Consider the following 21,341-nt stretch of genomic DNA (forward strand, 5'->3'; position numbering starts at 1 on the left):
TGTTCAGGTCGGTATCGTAGCCCATGCCATGTCTCCTTCTTATGGCATCATATTATAACTATTATATTAGTTGTTCAACAGGCTCTTAGGCAGCCCGGTTGCCCCGCGCGCGTGCTCTTGGCAGTCTCCTTTACAAAAAGGAGAACAAAAACAATGAGCGAAGCGCCAGCACGCGGCAATTTCATTGCCGGTCTCAATCGGGGCAAGGAGATGGGATCGAAGGATCCTGATTTTACGGGCCGTCTCGGCGTTCCCGGACGCGAGCATGAGCACCGGCTCGTGCTGTGGACGCACCGGGACTCCCGGGGGCGGGCCTATTTTGCAGGGTCCATCAACGGGCTTCCCATTGACGGGAACGCGCTTGCACAGATCGAGCGGCTGGCCGACCAGCACCAGACCGCGACAGGCGAAGTGCTTGAGGTCGCGCCGAACCTGGAGCTTGGGCCGCGTCAGGTCATCCTGTTTCCTAACGGCTTCAAGGAACCGCAAGCGACCGACACGCCCGAAGAGGCGGAAAAGCGGGCGAAGCGGCCTGATTTCTGGGGGCGGTTGAATCCCGGCGACGGCACGCCGCCAGTGGCCCTGTCGGTCTGGCTTCGGACGGACCGCTACCAGAACCCTTTGCTGACCGGCAGCACCGGCTATCCCATACCGGGCCGGAGGGATGGGCTCGACGAGCAGGCTCCCGATCAGGCATCCGCCGATACGGGTCGCCGGAGCCGTCGCCGTTCGGCTGAAGAGGGGGTGGAACGATAGGTGTCTGACGGCACCGCCCGCTATCTCACCGAGCGGGCAATGGCGGAGCTGGAGCAGTTCCGGGTGCGATTGCGCCGGTCGGTTCTGGATGAAACCACGGCCCTATCGGCGGCGCTGGTGCGGCAATTGCCTGATGTTGGGGTGACCTTGAATGGCAGGGCCGCTCCGCCCGCGTCTTGGACGGGGCGGATGCTCACCCTCCATGTGTTCGTAAAGCGAGCCCGCGACAGCCTGCTTCTTCTCAGTCACACGATGCTCGACCAGACAGCGCGGCAGGATGAGGACGGGCGTCCGTTCGGCTGGACGTGCTCTCTCCGGCAGGAGTTGCATGGGGCCGATCTTGCCGTTTTGCGCGCGCGGGAGATTGCGGTCACCTATTCCGGGGCGCTGGGGGATGAGCCGCTGCCGGTGAAGCTTTCGGAGGCGGCGCAGGAATTTGCGGCTGCGCTGGAGGCTGGGCGGTTCGCCATCGGGGTTTCCGGGCTGGTGCAGGAGATGGCTTCTGCCGCACGGCCTTTTCTGCGCCAGAAACCCGAGCACCGTTCCGGCAGATCTGTGCGCGGGCGGTGAAGCGGCGGCAGGCGAGGACTGTTCTCTATCGTCCGAAGGAGGCGTTCATCACCGGCATGACGCAATCCGTATGTCTTCAGCTTTACCGGCATTGGGCTTCGGGGGAGGGACCGTTCCGGGAAGCGTTGGAGCCGTCGTTGTCAGCTTTTATGGGGGCAACGAGGCATTGCTACCGGACGCGCGAGGAGCAGGAGGTTCAGTGGCGGGCGATGGTTCTGGAACGACTTGAGAGGGCGCCGGAGCGGCTTGCGGTGCTTTTGGGGGAGCGTTCCGGGCTTCCATCCGTCGTGATGGCGGAAGAGCGTCTCCGGAACATCCTGCGGCGTTGCCCGGTGCTGCCGTCGCCAGCCGCGTGGGGCCTGATGGATGCCGGGCTCCGGCAGGCCTATGTGGATGGGGTGCTTTATGCGCTGGCCGAGGTTGGGGTCGAGACGGAGGTCTCTGCGCGGGTGGAGCGGGGGCGGGAGGTGGTAACTCATACCTTTCAGAGTGTGCAGGCGGTTACAAATGAAACCTGCTGCCAGAGAGGTTCAGCACCAATCAGGGTGAGTAGGTAATCACCAGCAACCCGCCGGTGCCCGCACCGCCCGCTCCACCGGCGGAACCGCCGCCGCCACCGCCGCCGTATTGATAGGCTGCCGTTCCAGATACAAACGTACCTCCCATCCCTCCGGCACCGGATCCGACGGTTCCCCATTCGGTACCAGCCGCCATCACTGTCCCGTTATTCGCATACCCGGGGCTTGGACCGATACCCGAGGCTCCGTTAGGGCCGGTTATAGGCTGGGTGGCTCCCGCTGCCATCGTTGTGCCGTCGGAGGCGGATGCATTATAGCTCCAGAGCAACCCCATGATAATCAGTATACGGAGTAATAGGATCATGGATGGGCTGCTTTGTAAGCGTTGAATTCCCGGCGCAGGCTATCATTGGCAGCTTTGAGCTCGGCGATGGCTTCATGGTTGGCCTCAAAAAGGCTCTTGAGCTCCCTGATGGCTTGGATGACCGGGGCCATCAGGCTATCGTAGCTGACGGATTTCATGCCCTGGCCATCGGTATTCACCGCCTCGGGCATCACCTTCTCCACATCCTGAGCGATAACACCGGCGGAAGGCGTGCCGTCCTTTTTCCAGTTGAAGGTCACCCCCTGAAGCCGCGAGACAACATCCAGCCCCGCCGCAGGTGCGATATTGTCCTTCAGTCGGCGGTCCGAGTGTTGGAAATGGTTGTTGGCGTAGATATCCCCGCTGGTCCACATGCCTCCCGCACCATATATTACTGAAGTCGTAGTACCACTTCCATTGAAAACGTGGAGGTTTGCATTTGCATAACCGGAATAATTGAATGCAAACTCGCAGTATGTACACCCATCTTGGATATTAAATTGATTGCCTTGCATCTCGATATTATTACCAACATAAAGGGAATTATATCCTTCAATCAGCACGTTTCCATTAATAGCAAGTTTTTGACTTGGCGTTGTCGTTCCAATCCCCACATTCCCGACAGCGTTCACGAACAAGCGGTCGGCGTTGTTTGTCCGTATGGATACCGTGCCAGCTTCTTCTGCCGTGATATAAAGTGTACCTGTTCCTCTATGGACAAGTGCGCTGTAGGTGTTTGGCCCCGTGTTTCCCCTTAGCAACCGCAACCCATAATCTGCGTATGTAGCATCTCCCGTAAGATCTAAATAAGCGAAATTGTTTGAAGTTGAGTCTTTGCCGATTTCAATCGAGCCGCCTTCATGGCCAACAATAAGGGATTGGTATGTCTTATCCCAATAGAAGTTGGCGTCGGCGGCAAGAGCGTTTGCTTCGTTGTATTGGACATAACCGTTGGACCCCGCTGCCGCCCCGGCGCTGGCGAGTTGGGCGGGGGTTCTGCAATTTGCTCCGTCTCTATCGCAAAGATAACTTGTTCTAAGTTGCGTGTCGGCAAGGATCGTTCCCGCCGTATAGATATTTTTGTTGCCAGCGGCGCGAATCCAGACGTTGTCGGCCATATACCACCCGCCGCCATAAGTTTGGCTATACCATCCCTGGGATCCGTCTGTGCGTAGCCAGCCTGTCGCGTGAATGTCTCCGGCAACGTCAAGGGAGTAGCTTGGGCTCGTTATCCCGATGCCGACGTTACCGGTGGGGCCGAGAATCGTCATGGGCACACTGGCTACAGACCCTGAAACGTTTGCGAAAATGAAATTAAAGCCGCCCATCCCAAGACCGGGGAAATTGACAAAATCGGTTTCACCGCGCCCACCGCCATTGCCATTCCATCCGATAGCCAAGCCACCTCTTAGAGCCTGTAGAAAAACTATATATAGCTAAACAGCCTATTAACGACAAAGAAGCAAAAAGAGGCCTGAAACCATGCTTCGGAGGTCGAGCAATGTTCCTCGTAATCCTTTGATAAACGGCGATTGTTGTCGCTCCACCCGAAAGACCTCTCGACGATCCAGCGCTTGGGGAGCACCACAAAGCCCTTCGCCTTGTCGCTCCGTTTGACGATTTCCAGCGCAATTCCGGCACTTTTCCTGAACCATTTTACGAGTTCACCGGCATAACCGCCGTCTGCAAATGCCCGTTTCAAAAAGCGGTAAAACCGCTTCGTCCTTTCGATCACAAGCTTCGCGCCGTCACGATCCTGGACGTCGGCTGGCGTCACCACCACCGCCATCGGAATGCCAAGAACATCAACGTTTATATGGCGTTTACGGCCCTTGATTTTCTTTCCCGCGTCGTAGCCACGAGCCCTTTTTTTGAGGCGCTCTTCACCGTCTGGCTGTCGATAATACCCACTGAGGGTTGCACATTCCGATGGTCGAGCGAGCGCGCCAAGGCGTGCAACATGCGCAGGGCATGTTCCCAGACACCGTTTTTGCGCCATGTGGTAAACTGTTTAAAAACAGTGGTATAAGGTGGAAAATCTTTGGGAAGAAGACGCCATTGGCACCCTGTTTTAAGAACGTAATGAATGGCATTGAGAATTTCGCGGGTCTTGTGTTTGCGCTTTCTTCCGGTGGTATAGGGTTTTTCAAAAAGAGGTTTTAAAACAGCCCATTGTTCGTTGTTCAGGTCGGTATCGTAGCCCATGCCATGTCTCCTTCTTATGGCATCATATTATAACTATTATATTAGTTGTTCAACAGGCTCTTAGGCCTGCGCTCTCACTATAGCTTGGATAGATGCCATTATAATTTACGGAAAAATAGGCTGTTCCCCTAACGTCCAGCTCCTCCTCGGGCGTCGCCGTGCCAATCCCCACATACCCATTCGTGCCCACATAAAGGCTGGGGTTGGTGGATTGGCCCGTAGAGGACACAATTAAGCTCCCCGACACCTGCAACGTTGCGGTTGGCGAAGACGTGCCCACGCCCAGCAGCCCGCCGCTGGTGAGATACGGCCCGTAAGCCGGGCAGCCGATGTCGGCTTGTTTTGTGGAGCTGTAGCCCCCGACGCAGACCCGGTTGGAGACGTCGCCAAGCGTTGAAGAGATGAATGCGATCTTGTCGAAAGACAGCGCCAGCACAGGCACGGCAAAACCGGCAAGCCCGAAAACGACAAGCACCACACGAATCGCTGACGCGCCAAAGCTAGGGCAGCGCCATCGCTTTGGGTTCCCGGAGGACGAAGGCGATCGCATCAGCCGCATCCACAAGTCAGGAATAGTGCAACGGCTGCGCCGGGTGATAGGTTTTGCCTGCATGGCGGCACTCGCAAATAAAAACATGTGCCCATTTATCCATTTGGCGCATAGGCACACAAGTATAGCCGTGATGAATCTGCCATATCTTGTAGCAATAAAGCATGTTGCACATGTCCTAACTCGCGCAGAATGGTCTAAGTCTCCCTTCGGCGTCGTTCTTAATCACGAACGACGTTCCTTGACCACCATTCAGTACTTCCGCAGGGTGCGCGCCCATGCTTATCGGATATGCCCGCGTCAGTACGCACACGCAGAACCTTGACCGCCAGCTGGCGGCGCTGGGGGAGGCGGGTTGCGAAAGGATCTTCAAGGAAAAGGCATCCGGGCGGGATACGCGCAACAGGCCGAAGCTCGAACAGGCCTTGCGGCTGCTGAAGTCGGGGGATGTCCTGGTACTGGCGGAATGGGACCGGGCAACGCGCTCGATGAGCGACGGACTTGCCATCATCAACCGCATCGCACGCAAGGGAGCGACCATCCGGGTGCTCGACCGCGCCTATCTTGACCTGACAAGCCCGGTCGGCAAGGGGCTGCTGGCCTTCCTGTCGGCATTGGCCGAAGACGAGCGGCAACGGATTGTGGCGCGCGCCGCGCAGGGGCGGATCGCTGCCCGCAGACGAGGTGTCCGGTTCGGTGCGCCCCTGAAACTCAGCGCCGAGGCCCGCGCGGAGATCCTGGAACGCCTGGCGCGGGGGGAAACCTACCGCGCCATCGCCAGCCACTATGGTGTCCATGCCAGCACCATCGCGCGGTTGCGTGGCAGGAAGTAACCCTCACAGATCCATCTCAAACTGCCCGCGCTTGCCCTCACGGGCGGGAACGATGACAGGTGCGGGCTCGGGGCCGGGTTGCGGCTGCATCTTCCGCACGGAATCTTCCAGCAGCTTCTGCGCTTCCGGCTCGGGGAGCCAGCGAAGCTGGCCGCCGAGGATGGTGGAGACGGTGGCCCAGCCGCCGCGCCCCTTGAGGCGCAGCGTATCGCCCCAGATGATGGTGGAATCCACGTTGCGCCAGAGCATGTTGAGCGCCGCCATCTTGGCGCAGGTGCGGTCGAGGTCCACCCCGAAAAAATACCCCTAGGGCCGAAGCGGAATGCAGGCCATGAGCATCCGCCCGCTGCCGCAGGCGGGGTCGGCGATGGAGGCCCGTTCGGGCGTCGTGTCATCGATGAGCATGGACGCCATCATCCGGCAGAGCGGCATGGGCGAGAAATACTGCGACATGGCGCGCTCATTGCTGCCTTCGGCCTCGTAGATCTCGCCGAGATGGTCGCGAAGTTCGCCGGTTTCGTTGTCCTTGTGCATCTCCAGCTGGATGGCGCCGAGCGCATGGGCGAAGTGGTCGGCGGGATGCTCCTTGCCCGCTTCGCGCGGGCCGTAGCGGCGCATCACCTCCATGTAGCGGTCTTCCTCGCGGGCGTAGGCCGCGAGGGCCAGTTCAAGCCAGTCGTCGAACACCCGGAAGAACCGCTCACCCGCGATCTTGCGGAGTTCCTGCGTGGCGGGATGGGGCGCGGCCATGCGCCAGTCTGGCATCCGCGTCTTTGCCGGTGAATCCCTCCGGATGTGCTGTTGCCGCCTCGGACGGCAGCGTCATGGCGAAATTGCTGTGTCAGATGAAGGACAACCCGCCCGAACCCACCAAAAACCTGCCCCGGCCGAGGCAGGCGAGGCGGAGGCCGTCACGGGCCGCCCCGCTGGGCGCGGGGTGTAGGCGGCCCGTGACGGACGGCTCCGAAAACCTGCCCTTTGCCGGGGGGGGGGAAGATGGTTGACTTTTCGCTGGCAGCCGAGTTGACGAGCGTCATAACCAGAGGTGCTATTGGCATGTAGGTAGACTTGTATTATTAACCTCTTAAAATTTATACCTCGGGTGACCGTAGTTTTACGCCAAAGATAAAAATTGATGCAAAAAGAAATCCCCGAATATCTTGAGTCGGTAAGGACGGCGGCCCTGCGTGCGTTAGGAAAGCTCAAGCCAGCTGATGGTCAAACGCGAGCGCCGAAGGATTTGCTCTTCACAGCGAAACGTACGAACGCAGGACGAAGCTTGCCCCCATATTACCTAGTTTATTTTCTATTGGTTGATTTGCTTAAATTCCGAAATTTAGGGCGGTTTGAGAAAGTCGCGTGGTCAGTCCCTGTAGACCTCGATGGGGAGGCATTTCTTATTGAACATCGCAAGTTCGGATTGGGGATTTTTGCTTCAGATGGGCCTGAGGTTGAGGCGAAGGCAGCTGAGGTCGTAAGCCTCATTAAGAAATCAGTCAAAGTGTCACGGCCGTATTTCGAATGGCGCGCCAAGGAGGCCGCTGCGTCCTCGCAGCTTAATGTAACTAACAGAAGCTACGAGCTCTTCGCTCAATACAATTACTTCTTGCAGGAATATCAAGCCAAGACGAAAGAAGCCGACAAACGCAGGAAAGAGAAAATCGTCAAAAAACACCGTTCTGGCGGAGAAACGTGGACATTTCCGGCATCTGCTTTGCGGCGGGAAGCGAATTTTCTTGCACTGGCTGCGATCGAAGCGTTCTTCAGCTGGACGGAACACGTCTTCATACATATTGCAATTCTTCGAGGCTTAGTAACCACCGGTAAGGATGTGGAGGCACTCGCGACCAAACAATGGGCCGATAAATTCAAAGCAGCACTCGACCTGAGCAACTCATCTACGAAGTCTCATTACGACGAGCTCACTCTCTTACGCAGGAAGGTTCGTAATTTTATCGCTCACGGCTCTTTTGGAAAAGATGGGGAAGCTTTAAGTTTCCATTCTGGCGCTGGAGCGGTGCCTCTTCGCTTGCCCGACCGAACAGAAGCCTCCTCGCGCCATATATTTTCTTTCGCAGAAGGAATAGAGTTTCGGGAAGAAGAGGCGCTTGATCTCATTCAGCGCTTTATCATTCACCTCTGGTCCGGTGACCTTGAGCCAGCTAAGATATATATCCAAGACTATGGATTGCCACTCATACTGACTTATGTCGCTGACGGTAGTTACAAACAGGCTATGGCTTCGGTAAAGCAGATGGAAGATTTCGCAGATCGTTTAACTTATGAGTTTGATCGGGACGCCAATATGGACTTTTAGCTGGGTACGTGCATTTCTTTTGAGCGTCGAGCTTTGTCAAACACTGTTAGCCTTCCCCATGCTCATCCCGCTCGGCAACGGCAAGCCGGGCGTCCATCTCGGCCTGCACATCCTTGGCGCGGAACAGCAGTGTCTTGACCTTCGCGGTCACGGCGACATCGTTGCCGTTCTCGGCAACGATGAGCGCGTCTTCGATGAAGACCCGCGCGCGGGAAAGCAGCGCGCAAACGCTCTTGAGCTCCTGCACACACAGGGACATGGTCAGCCGCCAACAGATTGTGCTAGTGTCACTTTCATGGATTATTATCATATGACAATGGCACATTCAAGTGACTAAAGTCTCTGTCACACCCACCCAGTTCCGCATGGCGCGGGCCGCGCTGCTGCTGACCGTGCGCGAGCTCGCCGAGATCGCAGGCGTCCACCGCAACACCATCATCCGCATTGAGGCAGGCGAAGCTTCGCACGGGCCGACTGTGGCGGCCGTCCAGCGCGCGCTGGAGGAGGCCGGGATCATGTTCCTGATGCCGGGTGAGACGCACGGGCCGGGCGTCGCCCTGAAGCCCGGCGTGGCGGAGCCGCGCCGCGTTCCGGGTGCCACCTCAGCATCAGAGGGCAGCGACGGCGGCATGAAGGCGCGGGATCCGGAGCTTGCGGCGTTTTGGGAAGCCCGTCCCGCCGGATGGGCGGAACTGTCGGAGGAAGGGCGGCGGGTGATCTCAGAAGCCGCGTTCGGCGACGCGTTTGTTATGGAAGACGGCAGGTTGCGGGGCTGATTCGGGTTCTTGGACACTCTCTTTGAAGAAATAAACGGGATTTGCCCCAGGTATTGGCATGCGTCGCGCCGCTGGCCCACAGCTTTGTTGTGACAGGATTCCAACACCTCGACCGGCCGAGTGCCGTCCGGTGGGAAGTGCAGTCAGAAACTCTTTTATTCGATGATATAAAGAATCATGAAGACAATACGCACTCTCGTCTGTTCCCTCAGCATCCTTGGTGTATCCGGGTTTGCTTCGCCCTACGCTCTGGAAAGCACGGCGTTGGCACCCACCAGCCAGTCCGGCAACCTTTCTGCCCAGATGCAGGTGGAGGCCATCCGCGCTTCACTGCAGGCCGTAATCAACCAGATGCTCGTATGCAACGCCAAGGCCAGGTTCTTCACACCCAGCGCCAGCACTCCGGGCCGTGATGCAGACGGCTGCATTGCCAACCCACCCCAATGGCTGAACGGTGCAAGCAATGCCCTCTACTACAATGCAGGCAACGTGGGCATTGGCACGTCTACCCCCAATGACAAGCTCCATGTAGCGGGAGGCCTTTTCACCAATGGTTGGCACCGCATCAATGAAGGATGGTCCCCCGCGCAGGAACTGGCCATCAACAGCAACCAGATATGGAAATCCATCACCGCCGGGGATTCGTCTCTGTACTTCCAATGGTCTAATCCCGGCGGCGCGGTGGTCGTGGGAGGACAATCCGGCGCCACCAACAACATGGATGTGTATGGTCGGCTTTATATCCGCGACGGGATCATGTTCGGCAACGGGTCTGTTCTTACAACAGCCCCCGCTACATCGGCGATGCCCACCCAAGTTACCGTAAACACAGGCGACTGCAATGATATGAGCAACAGGGTTAATGGCATATCTTCGAACATGTTTGTTTGCCCGGCGGGAAAAGTCCTTGTAGGCTTTCAGCAACAAGGGCTGACAACAGGCGACAAGAAATGGGGTGGAAACTTCAGATGTTGCAGCCTGAGGCTGAACTAAAATCAGCACGTCAGCTGTAAAACCCCATACAGTTTATGGTAGTTTTTGCCGGAGAGGCGGCTATCTTCGGCCGATGGCCGCCCCATTACCTTCAGGCATCCGCGTCATTCGCCTGCAAAACGATACTCCGCGTTATGTGCGGTAGGGAGCGCGGGCCTTTTGCCTGCGGATGATCAATGAGGTCTACGGGTATAGCTATCGCCCCGACTGGCATGGGGATCTGGATACCCTTCCGGAGCAAGATTCTCCCTATTTTCCTGAACAGCGCGGAGCCTTCTTCGTTCTGCTGAACGCAGAGGACGACATCATTGGCACGGCAGGCTTGCGTGCCCTCAGCTCCCGCCCGGATATCGTCGCATTGACGAAGGGGCGTTTCCCCAACCCGGACAGCGTGGCATCCCACTGGCGGATGTATGTGGATAGCCGCTATCGCCGTATGGGATTGGGCCGGGTTCTGATTGACCTTCGGCGTGAGGCGGGCACCGAAATGGGCTATGACAGCATCTACTTCCACTGCGACAGGACGAGGGAACGCCTGCGCCGTTTCTGGGAGGGGAACGGGTTCTCCTGCTTTCTGGAGGACGAGATGTCGGCTCACTACGCAGGGCCGATCAGACCAGTTGAATAAAGGGGGAGAGTATGACGGGGGTCACATCCAACGAAATCAGGATCCTGTCCAAGAGGATCACCGTGTCGTTCCAGTCTCTTAAGGCGCAGACAGATCTTTCTCCCGCCAACCCGGATGTCAACCAGATCCTGACGCGCCTCGTTGAAACGCTGGTTGCGTACCGGCCGTTCAATCTGGGCCAGCGCCTGCTGGAGCGGCGCAGCATCCGGATGGCGTGGCATGAACTCCCTTCCCTGTGCTCCCAGGCCGAAGGCCTGATGGAGAAGCACTGGACGCGTATTTTCCTCAACCGTCCGAACCTGCGGTTTGAGGACCTTAAAGACTTCTGGTACTTCGACAACTATCAAAAACTGTGGGTGAAGGAGCAAGTCTATCTCCGGCCCTCCTGCCGGAGGATGGTGTTCCTCGGCTCGGGCGCCCTGCCGCTGACGGCGATCCTTGCCGCCCGCAGCCATCCGGGCTGCCGGATAATTTGCGTGGATGACGATTCGGACGCGGTTGCGCTGTCAGCCCGGCTGGTCGAACGGCTGGGGTTGGCACCGCAGGTAAGCTGCTGGCAGGGGCAGGCGCTGGAATTTGGGTTCGAGCCGGAGGATACGGTGTTCTGTGCCAGTCTCCTGACCGACAAGGCCAGCCTCTACCGGGTGCTTCACCAACGGGGGGTGACGGACCTTCTGGCACGGGACGCGGAAGACATTTACACCTTCCTCTACCGCCCGATCGATGTCCCGGAGGAGAGCCTTTTCGAAAAGTGCGGTTCAACGGAACCCTGCCCGTTCTGCATCAACACGACCATCCACTTCCGGAAGAAGGTGTGCTGAGCGGCAAAGGCAGTCACTCACCGGCTGCGCGATCGCGTACGCCTGCGGGAGCGCTCCGGCCCGTGTGACGGTTGCGGAAAGTCCGGCTCCGGCGTCGGAATGAACACCCTGGCCTCGACACGCGGCACCGGTATGGGTTCGGCCCGCTTCCATTCCTGCGGCTTTGGGGCAGTTGGTTCGATAACTGGGGCGTTCCGCATGGCGGGCGCGGGCTTTGGCGCCGGTGCGGGAGCCACTGGCTTAGGTTTTGCGGGCTGCGGCTTCTTTGTGGGCCGCATGGCACGCCACGCTCCTCTGGACACCCGGAGAAGGCGACGGAGAAAGCCGCGTTTTGGGGCAAGGGAAGGACGATCGGGCTTGGGCTGCCGGGAGACAGCCCCGCCGGGGCCGGAGGAAGGGTGCGACCCAAACAGAATGGGCAAATACTTGAACAGGGGGAAGAACGGCCACGTATAAAAGAGGCCCGGTCCTCGCGTGAAGAAGCGCCAAAGCCCCGATGAATCGTTTCCAGCCATGCGGGCGACCCCGAGTGTATCTCCTTGCAAAGGTATAACAGCCTTTGCTTGCGCGCAGATATCGCAACAGGTGAGGACTTCCCCCGCCAACCCGCGCTCTCAAACCATGCCGACCGGAAATGCCCCAATGGTCTCCGATAACGGATAGATCTTGTCCACCATGCAGACGATGGCTCCTTGTCCCTGCTCCAGTTTCAGGGTGTCGCCGACCATCAACCGGCGTGCCGTACGGCCGTCAGGCCGTGACGTTGCCTTCACTTCGATGGGCACGACAGTTCTGTCCTCGATGGAGAGGATATCCACCTCGCGGTCATCGTGGTCACGATAGAACTTGAAGTCAGGCCGCTGTCCGCCGTTATAGGCGCCCTTCAAGGCCTCGCTCACGACGTAGTTCTCAAGGAAGGCGCCTGCGGCTGCACCCCTTGCCAGCGATTCAGGAGACTTCCAGCCGCCAAGCCAGGCCGCGAGGCCGGTATCAAGAAAGTACATCTTCCTGGCTTTCACCAAACGGCTGTTTGCATTGCTGTGATAGGGCTCAAGAAAAGCGATAATACCCGAGGCTTCAAGGATCGAAAGCCAGTGTCGTACCGAGGGATTGGAAATGTCCGCCGCGTTGGCAATTTCGTTCATGTTTGCCAGTTGTCCCGTTCGCGCAGCCACAAGCTGCATGAACAGGAAGAAGGCGCTCTCATCGCCCACGCGCGCCAAGTCGCGCACGTCGCGTTGGAGGTAGGTTTGCACATACGCCGGGTAAAACTCTTCCGGTGTCAAACCGCGCCCATCATGCAGGGCCGGATAACTGCCCCGCCATATCCTCTCGAAGACGTCACCGACCGGAAGAGCCTTCACCGGTGTCGACAGGCGTCGGGAAAGGGGGGCTGCATCAGGTTCGCCGAGCAATTCACGGGTTGAAATACCGGCAAGATTGAGGATGGCTACCCGTCCCGCCAGCGATTCCGTCACGTTCTTCATCATATGGAAATACTGTGATCCGCTCAGCCAGAACTGACCCTTATGCGGATCCTCATCGACGCGCATCTTGAGCAAGGGGAACAGTTCCGGCGCGTATTGCACTTCATCAATGATGGTTGGTCCTTTGAAGCGGGATAGGAACAGCTTCGGCTCCTTCTGCGCCTGAATGCGATCTTCCGGGTCATCCAGGGTCACATATTCAGCATCGGGCAGGGTGTGACGGAGCAGGGTGGACTTCCCAACCTGGCGTGCACCGGTCACAAGAACGATCGAGTATTTACTTCCATAGTTTAGAAGGGATGCTTCAAGTGATCGTTGGATAAACAATGCCGGGTACTTTCATTTACAAAGTAAAACTACCCGATGTTTTGGCGATGGTCTAGATGGGGTGATGAGAGAATTCGGAAAAAATTGCACGCTAAGGCGTGCCACCCTGATTTAACGCTTTGTTATATTTGTAATTACGTTTCACCCATACGTAGTCACCCGTAAGATTGATGTGTTCCAAGGCGAGCAGATACAGGTATCTACCCCAACCGGATGAGCTCCACATCATCCAGAGTAGCCCGATCATTGCGCCGGTCATAGAGCTGGGTGGTGCGGGTGGACGAGTGGTTGGCCATCGCCCGCGCGCGTTCCAGGACGCCGCCGTTTTCGAGGTAGCTGGTGATGCCTGTGGCGCGGAAGGTGTGGTTCACCACGGCCGTTTTAAGCCCTGCGGCTTGGGCGCGGCGCCGCACCATCGCCCAGGCTTCCACCCGATGCAGGGGCCGGTTGGTGAGTTCACGGGAACGCGACAGGGAAGGAAACAGCGGCCGTGCCGACTGACCGTCCAGCCCGGTCTTTTCAAGATAGTCGCGGAGGTATTCCTCAAGGGTGTGATGGCAGGGCATTTCATGCCGCTTGCCGCCCTTTTCGTGCAGGCGAACCCAGAGGCGGTTCCGCTCGTGGAAAAGATCCCCCACCGTCATGTGGGTGACGGCGCCGATGCGGGCGAAGGTGTAGGTCATGAGCGCAATGAGCGCGCGGTCGCGGAGCCCGGCCGTGGTGGTGACATCGATGGCGTTCAGGAGCTGCGCGGCCTGGGCGCCGGTGAGGACCGGCGTCTTGCCGCGTGTGGCACTGTATTTGGGGCCACGGACGCTGATGGCCGGGTTGGTGGGGATGACGCCGCCGGTGGCAAGGTAATCAAGAAAGCCCTTCACGGCGGCGAGCCGCTGCTTGATGGTGGCGGTTTCCAGGTCGGAGGCCTTCATCTCCTGCACCCATTGCGAGACGACCACCGGCGTCACCTGCGAAAAGTGCTCCAAGCCCCGTTTGCGGATCCACAGGAAGAAGACCTTGACTGCCCGCTGGTAGGCGGCGCGCGTGTTCGGGTTCTCGATGTGGGCGAAGAAGAATTCCTCGGCACGGGCGAGGGCGGGACCGGCGTCCTGCCCGAGGACGGGAAAGGTGGCGGAGAGGTTGAGATGATCGGGCATGGGCTAGGTGGTGTCGCCGGGATGCCCGGTGAGATCCTCGCGGGTGAACAAGGTCTTCTCGACGGCGTCGATGTGCTCCTGAAGAGGCGGGTACGCGATAAGGTCGTATCCGACGAGATCGACCTTAAGGGGCAGGGAGCTGGCATCAAAAAGGGTCCACAGACGGTCGACCAAGGCATCGGTGATTTGACCGTGCAAGACCATGTCGATATCGGAATCGGGCCGGAAGGTTCCGGTTGCCCGCAAGCCGAAGACGCCTACGCGGGTAATGGAATCCGCAAACGGCGCCAGCACATCGCGCAGGATCTGCATCTGGCGGGGAGACAACCCGTGGTCAAACGTCGGCGCCGTCATCGGTCACCCGCGCGAACATATCCATGTACAAGGCATCAAAGATGCCGAGGAAGTGCGTTTCGATAGCGGCAATCGTCTGCTCGAAAACCCGGAAGTTATAAGTGTGGGACATCTTGTTGCGGGTATCCAAAGCGCTCATCCAGACGTCGCCGTCTTCGATGATTCTGGCCGACAGGGCGGCCCTTATGACGGCACTGGGGGTAATGGTGTCGAGGACCACGCCGCTGTGGCCGAGGTAATCGCGCAGGAGCTTCCAGGCGAGCTCCCAGGTATATTCGAACCGCTGGATGACCCCTTCTTTCTCCAGTTGGGAAAGTTCCCTTGTTTCCGAGGATTCAATGGCTTCGCGCAGAAGAGAGAAGGCGCGGCTGTAGTTATCGAAACGATAAACCCACCGGGGTTTGTTATCTGCGGGTAAAGTCAGGGTCTCCGTCACGATCCTAACACTGCCACAATTGCAGCCGTTTGCCCATTATGTAGAGAAAGATTATTCGCCGGAGCTTGTTCGTTGTTTTGCCTTCACTGACCCCGGAGCTCATCCGAGAATCCTCTCGGCATGGGCTTCGTCACAACGCCGGGCAACTTCCACCTGCGAGGCGTGACGTCGGTGTTCGAACTCCAGCAGGCTGTCCACAGCGGCGTTAAATGCGGAATTCAGGTTAGGATATGTCCCCTCTTCGACCAGCGCCCGCATCGCCAGGCCTTTTTCAGTTTTCAGGCGGATGCTGAACCGCATGGTATCAGGCTTGGTCAGGGCTTTCATTGGGATTGGGAAGGCCATTGACGAGCTGCGTGCATGAGATTGAGGATCTGCACTTCATCTGCAGTGATGCGATAGATGATGATATAGGGGAATCGGGCCAAGACCGCTTCGCGGGTTCCGTAGACCCTCCCACTGCGGCCAGCCTGAGGAAACGACTGCAGCTGACCTACCGCTACAGTCACCCGACGTTCGAAATCGTTGGCGGCACCGGCATTGTCAAAAGTCTCGGCCGCCTTTTGAAACTCAAGTCTGGCCGAAATCAACCATCTGATTTTCACGCAAGACGAGCCTTTATCCGGACTTCTGATTCAGCGACAACATCTTCATGGGAAATGAAGGGGCCTCCTGCGTCGGCCGTGGCTATGGCCTTTTCAACCGAGGCCACAAACCATTCGTGGTAAGAAAGATACTGCTCCAGGGCTTCGACACCGATCCACGACATCGGGCGGTCCAAATCCTTGGCAACTTTCTCCAGCCGTGCGCGCAGCGCGTCATCAATTCTCAAAGACAGGCTCATGTACTCTCCCTCCATCATGAGTATTATGATGTATTGCTCAAGCGGACGCAATACTACTATTGCCGTATTTGTATTGAGAATTGCTGAAATGTGTTCAAATTCAACCAATATATTACATAACGTCCTTTATGTTATGCTTAGCCGCCGGACAGATCAATCACACCAAATATCTCACTCGACATCAGAGAGTGACGAGATGGCGGGCGTGACATGGATGTTGGGTCTACTCCAGGTTGAAGTGGAATACATCGCCGGGTTCGAGCAACTTGCTTTGTGAATGACGTCGGTTGCACGAGCCCGGCTTTTCCCGCTCGGAGGCTAAATTACGCCTTCATCTCTCGCCCGTCTTAATGCTTGCAATTCCCTTTGTTTCTTTCTTGCAAGCCATTCCTTTTTCTCCCGAGCTTCGTATTGCTCCTGAAGAAAACGCCTCCCCGCAGCGGATTGAAGGAAGCGCATCTCGTGCTTTTTTCGTTCCTCTTCCCAATGACGCTTAAGCTGCCAGTATGGAACATATATGAGATCAGGGCTAAGTGTCGGACCATGTTGTGCCATTGTTTTGTCTCCAGAAATTGCTGCTTGAGCGTCACAGAACGGTACTCCTTAGGGGAAGCAGCATTCCCCTGCCCCAGAACCCCTTTGCCCTCCGAACTTTACCTTCACGTTTTCGTGATAGCTGTGGACCTGCATGCCGACGCTTGGCCGCCGTTGATCCGCCCACGCCGAATAGGCCCAGGTGAAGGGGGCGAACGCTGGTCGTCGGGCCGTTTCGAAAAGAAGGCGAACCAATGGGCAGCCGAACCTATTCCAGATCCAATAGCATCATAACCGGCACTGCGCCTAGCTCGGTTATCTTTCATTATGCCAGGGGAAGTCGATGCCCCCCGTTCCTGTCTCGTCAATAATCAATCAATACGACCCTATCCTGACATGGTATCGCCGCAACACCTGACATCAGGTTAGGGTATACTTCAACATGACGGGAATCCGGCTAGGTATGATTCGAAGTTAATTGCGCATCCGGCTCTAAATATACACGTTCAGACTTTCCACTCTTAGAATGGAAAGATATCCAAAGTCCGTGCCCGGATAGTTCCGTGCCCACTATAACCATTAAGAAGCCAGGCAGCTCATGAACAGAACGTCGAACCATTTCGTCCATGCTGTGCAGGTCCATATATGATGGGGTCGGCCTGCTCTCAGGGTGCGTATGCCAATCTCCCACATAATGTAAGCCCTCTCGAAAAAGCCGCTCTATTTCGATCTGCTCGTCTCGTCTGCTTGGGAAAAAGCGGAACCTGCGCCGGAAGTCAGAGACACGCGGACCAGTTGCGCGAACGACGGTCCATTCAGGCCCTCTAATTGTCGCAAAAAGTTGCCCCCCAGATTCTCTGCTCCAAAACGAGCTTTGTCTGTTTCGCTCAAAATGGCCTAAAACGGCAGCATCAAAATGAATAGACACTTCGGGAACTCCTACTTTTAAAACACTGGGCTGGCTCAGGAATGGCATACGCAGTTCTCATTCTGACGCCAGAAGCCAGCTGTTATAGTACCACCGCAAGGCGGCTCTCCGTATTGCGAGAGCCATTCGAAAGAGTAATCGGCGTCGGCGGAAGCGAAGGTTGCCTTAGGCGAGATGGAAACCCGGTAGACGGGAGCGCTTGCTCTTCCTAGCAGCAGATCCAGAGCCAAGCTTGCAATCATCGCCTGAGTAGGAGCCATATCAATTGCACCATACGGACTGGCCCCGCCTCCACATCCGGGAACGTGAGGAGGAGCAGATCGCGAAACCGGCACCAGCACTTCACCGGTCTTGCTAAATCCGCAGCGCAGGCAGGTGCCGCCTCCGCCAATAGCTAAAGCATGTCCTGCAATCGCATAATCTTCGAGCCAGCCATAAAGAACCGGACCCGAAAACTGACCCGCTCGGTGAGCGTCGTTGAGAGCACACTCCGCATTCCAATTGGCACAAGTGGATAGAACAAGGTCTGCCTTACCAAACATTTCAGGCTCTGCCCTCAAAACTTCCTGCCATTGATTTTTATAGGCGATAACACCGCCGCAAAGCGGGTAGTTTCGAGAGAAGTGGTTAGCTAATTCTTGTGCCTTATTCTTGCCAACCGACGCAGCCCCCAGTTCGTGTCGCTCGGTGTTGGCCCAAGTCATCACCTCGGGATCAATCAATTTCAACGACCCAACCCCACTCTGAAGAAGCAGTTTGGCCACACCCGACCCCAGAGATCCGCAACCGATAACACACACTGTCTTCGTCAGAAGCTCGTTGGACAAATAGGCTGGTCGACGGCTTTTGGCCTGTTCGATGCGGTTCACCGATAACCTACTCAAACGATATCGCTGGGCCATAACTTGTGCCGGTGTGTGCCCGCGCCGAAATCCGCGATTTAGATTGTCTTGAATGGCCCTGCGGGCTCGATTGTCGGATACTGCATCGATTACCACTCCTCCTGCAGCACCAATGCCATTCTTGGTCGGCCCCATCAAAACGGCGTGTAGCTTGTCGTGCCCCTCTTCAAGCAGCTCATCAAGGATGGCCAACCCGGCATCGGAACATTTTTCAACAAGATCCCGAAGCCCCACTACATCACTTGGATATTCGGCAGGAGCAGGCAGTGAGTTAAGCCAAAGGGCACAAGCAGCTTGGGTTGAAACCCCTTGCGCACGACCCTGGTAGTTCCGGAAGAATTGCCGTGCCACCTGTTCGTTTTCTGCCACTACCGTGAGGGCGTGGCCGTAAGCCGTCACAACCAAACGGCTTGGCGGTCTTAGTTCGAAAAGCGTGTGCAGCCGTTTGTCGTCTCCGACTGATCTGGACCAATAAGCAACAAAGTCATCGATGAAATCAGCATCGTTTTCCCCGGCCGCATTCGCTTCTAGCAGCCTCTCGACCTGAGAGAACAGCTCCTCAACAACAACGGATGGGCTATCTGGATCGACGCGGCCGGTGTTGCCAGTCACGCATATCTTTCCACCACGTTCGATATGCGGACTTTGCAGAAGGGCTGGAGATCCCGTCACACAAAAAATAGGCTCGGAATAGGGGAAAAAGCGGTCCAGAAGCAGATGCAGGCACCCACTAGGCTCCCGTGGGATAATCCACCCCGCAGTAATATCCCATGCTGACCACCTTGTGAGGTCGACTGAACTTAATTGAGTTGCCTCGCGAAAGCGGCCCCGCACCCACCCAGCCACTTTTGCGACTGCTTCATCGTGGCGAACACCGAGAAACGCCACGTGCTAGCCAAACCTTTTGCCATAGCGCCCGCCTCCTTGCTTTTGCACTGCAGCAGAAGGTGCCCCTAACGCCTCAGCGAAGGCCTTTTTTCCCTCGGGCTCAGGTTGTTTCGCAAACCAGTCCGAAGCGAAAAACTTGTCCCACGCCGCCATCGCTTGCGCATGGGTGCACTCGGGATCGTTTAGAATATCCAGATGAGCCAGTTTTTCTTCCAATTGAAGACGAAAGAATTCAGGTCTTCCGTCTTCCTCGCGATTAATGTTCTCATTCAACGTCGGATGAGTGATAAGCTTTTGAGTCTGAAGCCTACTTTCGATTGCCTTGCAGGTTCTTATGAGCGATTCATCGTCGCGTCCCGCGTACTTAACAAAATTATCCGAGGTCAACTTTGTGATCATGAATCCGGTCGCGATTTGTCCTTTCCAGGAAGTCCGGCTCCGCGCAAACGCTTTCAGAAGCTTGACCACCCGCAAAAACTGCCCCTCCGATTCCTCAAAATCAGGGCTTAGGGCCTTGTTCTGGCGCTTGAACCAATCAGTAACAGCTCGCGGATCGGAGGTTTTCCAATCTGCACTAGCGAGCTCATACTTCTTTTCCTCCTGCCCCGTCCACGGGTTTCGTTCAATGACTCTTCTATAAGAGGGTAGGTCGATGTGGTAGCCTTCGTTGTAATAGACGCGAACGCAATTCTTTAGGACCTCGGGTGCCTTCTTAAATCGATCATCTTGAGCCGCATCACAAATCATCTGACGCACCTGAAGCGCGCTCAGTTCGCCACCCTTGGGGCCAACCAGGTCTTCCTTTCGGAAGTAAATGCCGTCGTCAATATCGTAATCGTTGCTTGCCTCCTGAATCATCGTGTGCATCGAATACGAACCTTGAGAATGCATACCGATCAGCTTCGGTTTATCGGCCGCGGCAAGATTACTGCGAACGCGATCTCTATTTGAATTACGCCTTTTACGCATTGCAGTGACGTCTTCAGAAGGCAATGCAACCGCGTCGCTGTAAAATGACAAAATCAGAGCAGAGGTGTTATACATTCTCTTGCACTTTCTCGTTTTCCGGTAAGCTCATAAAGAGTGACCTGATTGCAGCCCCATCCGGGTCGTTGGGGTCGTCACATCTGCTTTTTGTTAAATCCACGTCGGTGCGGGCCTGGTTGACCAGCGCATCCATGGCGCGTGGCGTGGCATTATCCATATCAAGGTAAGGAAGAAGGCTGGCCGCCACTTTATCGCTTGGGAAACGGTAAACTTTTACCGTTCGTCCTTGCCTCGCGAGTTCATTCGCAAGCAACCGTGCCATATGGTCAAAAGCTGATTCTTGAGCCGCTAGGCTGAGCTGAGCGGCTTTCGCACCGAACTTCCAGCCCCATAGACCTCGGTCCAGATCATCGGAAGAAACCTGTTCACCCTCAGGACGGGGGCAGGTGCCCATAGCGAATATCTCTATGGGAATTGAGGGCTCCGTTGCCCTCAAGGCATCCAAGAGGCCCACAAGAACAGGGTTATTAGCCCAAAGCCCACCATCGGCGAAGACCCGCTCCACACCCAGGCCGTCATTCGGTTTGACGGCAGCCAGCGAGCGGAAAATCGGCGCAGCAGTCGTCGCGAGGCACACATCTACAAGTCGGTAATCGTCGTCCCGTTTGCCACCAAGGTGAGCGGTTTTAAACACATAGGCACGATGGCGGCTTAACTCCACGCTTGGAACGGCTACCGCAATTTGGCGCTGGCTATAGAGGCTTCCCAAGGTGGCCTCGCCCAGCACGCCGGTCAGAGCTTTTTCCAGCGCTTCCGCACCTCGCGCGAGGCTTCGACTTCGTCCGATAAAATTTCGGATAACCCGCCAGTCATTGTAGATCGGTTGCTGGAAAATTTGCGGACCATGTTGACGGTAAAGATCAACAACCTTGTCCATACTCACACCAGCTGCCGCAGCACACCCTACGAGGGCACCAGTGCTGGTGCCGACGATCAGGTCGAACCCCTTTCCAAGGTCTAGAGATTGAACCCCACGGAGGCGCGCATATACGTTCAGAAGACCGTGCAAATAGGCGGCGGTGTAGATACCACGCGTACCTCCACCGTCCAGGCTCAATACCCTATAAGCTCGAGGTTTGTTTTCATGTAGAATCATAGCGGGAGCGTAG

The 21,341-nt window shown here is 56.8% G+C and carries 27 protein-coding genes; 9 read left to right on the plus strand and 18 right to left on the minus strand.

Annotated features, from left to right (window positions below; genetic code table 11):
- The first annotated feature begins 153 nt into the window (after positions 1-153).
- From KKP04_RS11060 to KKP04_RS11070, 3 genes are read left to right on the plus strand one after another with little or no spacing between them, the layout of a single operon-like run.
- Entirely contained in the window at positions 154-756 is a 603-nt protein-coding gene (locus KKP04_RS11060) for a hypothetical protein (protein ID WP_215030926.1), read from the plus strand.
- Positions 757-1,326, plus strand: a complete 570-nt coding sequence (locus KKP04_RS11065) for a hypothetical protein (RefSeq protein WP_215030929.1) — start codon at positions 757-759, stop codon at positions 1,324-1,326.
- Positions 1,327-1,382: 56 nt separating this feature from the next.
- Complete coding sequence (locus KKP04_RS11070) at positions 1,383-1,883, plus strand: hypothetical protein (protein WP_215030931.1); 501 nt, start codon at positions 1,383-1,385, stop codon at positions 1,881-1,883.
- A 321-nt stretch (positions 1,884-2,204) separates the two neighbouring features.
- Here KKP04_RS11070 and KKP04_RS11075 read toward each other — a convergent pair whose 3' ends face one another.
- From KKP04_RS11075 to KKP04_RS11085, 3 genes are all read right to left on the minus strand, one after another.
- The gene (locus tag KKP04_RS11075) at positions 2,205-3,608 is read right to left on the minus strand and encodes a tail fiber domain-containing protein (protein WP_215030934.1); all 1,404 of its coding nucleotides are present in this window, start codon (positions 3,606-3,608) and stop codon (positions 2,205-2,207) included.
- A gap of 26 nt (positions 3,609-3,634) precedes the next feature.
- Positions 3,635-4,413, minus strand: a protein-coding gene (locus KKP04_RS11080) for an IS5 family transposase (protein WP_215030937.1) whose coding sequence is annotated in 2 segments (ribosomal slippage) — positions 3,635-4,071 and positions 4,071-4,413 — 780 coding nt in all. Because the reading frame shifts where the segments join, the coding sequence is not laid out codon by codon here.
- A 49-nt stretch (positions 4,414-4,462) separates the two neighbouring features.
- Positions 4,463-5,050: a hypothetical protein gene (locus tag KKP04_RS11085; RefSeq protein ID WP_215030940.1), complete on the minus strand. Its 588-nt coding sequence runs from the start codon at positions 5,048-5,050 to the stop codon at positions 4,463-4,465.
- Positions 5,051-5,241: 191 nt separating this feature from the next.
- On the opposite strand from KKP04_RS11085, the gene KKP04_RS11090 reads away from it, so the two are divergent.
- Positions 5,242-5,796 (plus strand): recombinase family protein, encoded by a 555-nt coding sequence (locus tag KKP04_RS11090; RefSeq protein ID WP_215030943.1) that lies wholly within the window; start codon positions 5,242-5,244, stop codon positions 5,794-5,796.
- A 3-nt stretch (positions 5,797-5,799) separates the two neighbouring features.
- On the opposite strand, the gene KKP04_RS11095 is transcribed toward KKP04_RS11090, so the two are convergent.
- Positions 5,800-6,087 carry a hypothetical protein gene (locus tag KKP04_RS11095; protein WP_215030946.1) on the minus strand — a complete coding sequence of 96 codons (288 nt, stop codon included), beginning with the start codon at positions 6,085-6,087 and terminating at the stop codon, positions 5,800-5,802.
- A gap of 15 nt (positions 6,088-6,102) precedes the next feature.
- On the minus strand, positions 6,103-6,561 hold the full coding sequence (locus KKP04_RS11100; RefSeq protein WP_215030949.1) for an N-6 DNA methylase: 459 nt from the start codon (positions 6,559-6,561) through the stop codon (positions 6,103-6,105).
- A 370-nt stretch (positions 6,562-6,931) separates the two neighbouring features.
- Between KKP04_RS11100 and KKP04_RS11105 the strand changes: the two genes are divergently transcribed.
- Positions 6,932-8,113 carry a hypothetical protein gene (locus KKP04_RS11105; protein WP_215030952.1) on the plus strand — a complete coding sequence of 394 codons (1,182 nt, stop codon included), beginning with the start codon at positions 6,932-6,934 and terminating at the stop codon, positions 8,111-8,113.
- Between the two features lie 46 nt (positions 8,114-8,159).
- On the opposite strand, the gene KKP04_RS11110 is transcribed toward KKP04_RS11105, so the two are convergent.
- Positions 8,160-8,372, minus strand: coding sequence for a histidine kinase (locus KKP04_RS11110; protein WP_215030954.1), 213 nt, complete (start codon positions 8,370-8,372; stop codon positions 8,160-8,162).
- Positions 8,373-8,442: 70 nt separating this feature from the next.
- Here KKP04_RS11110 and KKP04_RS11115 point away from each other — a divergent pair, with 70 nt between their 5' ends.
- From KKP04_RS11115 to KKP04_RS11130, 4 genes are all read left to right on the plus strand, one after another.
- Positions 8,443-8,889 (plus strand): helix-turn-helix domain-containing protein, encoded by a 447-nt coding sequence (locus KKP04_RS11115; protein WP_371818771.1) that lies wholly within the window; start codon positions 8,443-8,445, stop codon positions 8,887-8,889.
- A 177-nt stretch (positions 8,890-9,066) separates the two neighbouring features.
- Entirely contained in the window at positions 9,067-9,882 is an 816-nt protein-coding gene (locus tag KKP04_RS11120; RefSeq protein WP_215030956.1) for a hypothetical protein, read from the plus strand.
- A 169-nt stretch (positions 9,883-10,051) separates the two neighbouring features.
- A complete protein-coding gene (locus tag KKP04_RS11125; protein ID WP_215030958.1) occupies positions 10,052-10,510 on the plus strand; it encodes a GNAT family N-acetyltransferase in 459 nt (152 codons plus the stop codon).
- Between the two features lie 11 nt (positions 10,511-10,521).
- Positions 10,522-11,331 (plus strand): nicotianamine synthase family protein, encoded by an 810-nt coding sequence (locus KKP04_RS11130; RefSeq protein ID WP_215030959.1) that lies wholly within the window; start codon positions 10,522-10,524, stop codon positions 11,329-11,331.
- Positions 11,332-11,945: 614 nt separating this feature from the next.
- On the opposite strand, the gene KKP04_RS11135 is transcribed toward KKP04_RS11130, so the two are convergent.
- The 12 genes from KKP04_RS11135 to KKP04_RS11190 form a co-directional block, all read right to left on the minus strand.
- Entirely contained in the window at positions 11,946-13,079 is a 1,134-nt protein-coding gene (locus KKP04_RS11135; protein ID WP_215030961.1) for an ATP-binding protein, read from the minus strand.
- 266 nt (positions 13,080-13,345) lie between these two features.
- Positions 13,346-14,299, minus strand: coding sequence for a tyrosine-type recombinase/integrase (locus tag KKP04_RS11140; protein ID WP_215030964.1), 954 nt, complete (start codon positions 14,297-14,299; stop codon positions 13,346-13,348).
- A gap of 3 nt (positions 14,300-14,302) precedes the next feature.
- The gene (locus KKP04_RS11145; protein ID WP_215030967.1) at positions 14,303-14,653 is read right to left on the minus strand and encodes a nucleotidyltransferase family protein; all 351 of its coding nucleotides are present in this window, start codon (positions 14,651-14,653) and stop codon (positions 14,303-14,305) included.
- On the minus strand, positions 14,634-15,089 hold the full coding sequence (locus tag KKP04_RS11150) for a nucleotidyltransferase substrate binding protein (RefSeq protein WP_215030970.1): 456 nt from the start codon (positions 15,087-15,089) through the stop codon (positions 14,634-14,636). Before KKP04_RS11150 ends, KKP04_RS11145 begins: the two co-directional genes overlap by 20 nt.
- A 99-nt stretch (positions 15,090-15,188) precedes the next feature.
- A complete protein-coding gene (locus tag KKP04_RS11155) occupies positions 15,189-15,416 on the minus strand; it encodes a hypothetical protein (protein WP_215030973.1) in 228 nt (75 codons plus the stop codon).
- Positions 15,413-15,694 (minus strand): type II toxin-antitoxin system RelE/ParE family toxin, encoded by a 282-nt coding sequence (locus KKP04_RS11160; protein ID WP_215030976.1) that lies wholly within the window; start codon positions 15,692-15,694, stop codon positions 15,413-15,415. Before KKP04_RS11160 ends, KKP04_RS11155 begins: the two co-directional genes overlap by 4 nt.
- On the minus strand, positions 15,691-15,933 hold the full coding sequence (locus KKP04_RS11165; protein ID WP_215030979.1) for a CopG family ribbon-helix-helix protein: 243 nt from the start codon (positions 15,931-15,933) through the stop codon (positions 15,691-15,693). The genes KKP04_RS11160 and KKP04_RS11165 overlap by 4 nt, the downstream gene beginning before the upstream one ends.
- Before the next feature lie 318 nt (positions 15,934-16,251).
- Positions 16,252-16,488: a hypothetical protein gene (locus tag KKP04_RS11170; protein WP_215030993.1), complete on the minus strand. Its 237-nt coding sequence runs from the start codon at positions 16,486-16,488 to the stop codon at positions 16,252-16,254.
- Between the two features lie 436 nt (positions 16,489-16,924).
- A complete protein-coding gene (locus tag KKP04_RS15940) occupies positions 16,925-17,443 on the minus strand; it encodes a Mov34/MPN/PAD-1 family protein (RefSeq protein WP_215030996.1) in 519 nt (172 codons plus the stop codon).
- On the minus strand, positions 17,431-19,185 hold the full coding sequence (locus KKP04_RS15945; protein WP_215030999.1) for a ThiF family adenylyltransferase: 1,755 nt from the start codon (positions 19,183-19,185) through the stop codon (positions 17,431-17,433). Before KKP04_RS15945 ends, KKP04_RS15940 begins: the two co-directional genes overlap by 13 nt.
- Before the next feature lie 3 nt (positions 19,186-19,188).
- Positions 19,189-20,229, minus strand: coding sequence for a cyclic GMP-AMP synthase DncV-like nucleotidyltransferase (locus tag KKP04_RS11185; RefSeq protein ID WP_215031002.1), 1,041 nt, complete (start codon positions 20,227-20,229; stop codon positions 19,189-19,191).
- The gene (locus KKP04_RS11190; protein ID WP_215031005.1) at positions 20,222-21,328 is read right to left on the minus strand and encodes a patatin-like phospholipase family protein; all 1,107 of its coding nucleotides are present in this window, start codon (positions 21,326-21,328) and stop codon (positions 20,222-20,224) included. Before KKP04_RS11190 ends, KKP04_RS11185 begins: the two co-directional genes overlap by 8 nt.
- Positions 21,329-21,341 lie beyond the last annotated feature (13 nt).

Origin of the sequence: Rhodomicrobium sp. Az07 (assembly GCF_018619475.1) — a bacterium.
GTDB lineage: Bacteria > Pseudomonadota > Alphaproteobacteria > Rhizobiales > Rhodomicrobiaceae > Rhodomicrobium.

Coding starts and splice junctions, on each gene's coding strand:
- KKP04_RS11085 (WP_215030940.1), bottom strand. CDS start 5,050: ATGTTTTTATTTGCGAGTGCCGCCATGCAGGCAAAACCTATCACCCGG.
- KKP04_RS11190 (WP_215031005.1), bottom strand. CDS start 21,328: ATGATTCTACATGAAAACAAACCTCGAGCTTATAGGGTATTGAGCCTG.
- KKP04_RS11145 (WP_215030967.1), bottom strand. CDS start 14,653: ATGACGGCGCCGACGTTTGACCACGGGTTGTCTCCCCGCCAGATGCAG.
- KKP04_RS11120 (WP_215030956.1), top strand. CDS start 9,067: ATGAAGACAATACGCACTCTCGTCTGTTCCCTCAGCATCCTTGGTGTA.
- KKP04_RS11130 (WP_215030959.1), top strand. CDS start 10,522: ATGACGGGGGTCACATCCAACGAAATCAGGATCCTGTCCAAGAGGATC.
- KKP04_RS11165 (WP_215030979.1), bottom strand. CDS start 15,933: ATGAGCCTGTCTTTGAGAATTGATGACGCGCTGCGCGCACGGCTGGAG.
- KKP04_RS11110 (WP_215030954.1), bottom strand. CDS start 8,372: ATGTCCCTGTGTGTGCAGGAGCTCAAGAGCGTTTGCGCGCTGCTTTCC.
- KKP04_RS11060 (WP_215030926.1), top strand. CDS start 154: ATGAGCGAAGCGCCAGCACGCGGCAATTTCATTGCCGGTCTCAATCGG.
- KKP04_RS11100 (WP_215030949.1), bottom strand. CDS start 6,561: ATGCCAGACTGGCGCATGGCCGCGCCCCATCCCGCCACGCAGGAACTC.
- KKP04_RS15940 (WP_215030996.1), bottom strand. CDS start 17,443: ATGCCATTCCTGAGCCAGCCCAGTGTTTTAAAAGTAGGAGTTCCCGAA.
- KKP04_RS11105 (WP_215030952.1), top strand. CDS start 6,932: ATGCAAAAAGAAATCCCCGAATATCTTGAGTCGGTAAGGACGGCGGCC.
- KKP04_RS11125 (WP_215030958.1), top strand. CDS start 10,052: ATGATCAATGAGGTCTACGGGTATAGCTATCGCCCCGACTGGCATGGG.
- KKP04_RS11185 (WP_215031002.1), bottom strand. CDS start 20,229: ATGTATAACACCTCTGCTCTGATTTTGTCATTTTACAGCGACGCGGTT.
- KKP04_RS11140 (WP_215030964.1), bottom strand. CDS start 14,299: ATGCCCGATCATCTCAACCTCTCCGCCACCTTTCCCGTCCTCGGGCAG.
- KKP04_RS11090 (WP_215030943.1), top strand. CDS start 5,242: ATGCTTATCGGATATGCCCGCGTCAGTACGCACACGCAGAACCTTGAC.
- KKP04_RS11155 (WP_215030973.1), bottom strand. CDS start 15,416: ATGAAAGCCCTGACCAAGCCTGATACCATGCGGTTCAGCATCCGCCTG.
- KKP04_RS11070 (WP_215030931.1), top strand. CDS start 1,383: ATGACGCAATCCGTATGTCTTCAGCTTTACCGGCATTGGGCTTCGGGG.
- KKP04_RS11170 (WP_215030993.1), bottom strand. CDS start 16,488: ATGGCACAACATGGTCCGACACTTAGCCCTGATCTCATATATGTTCCA.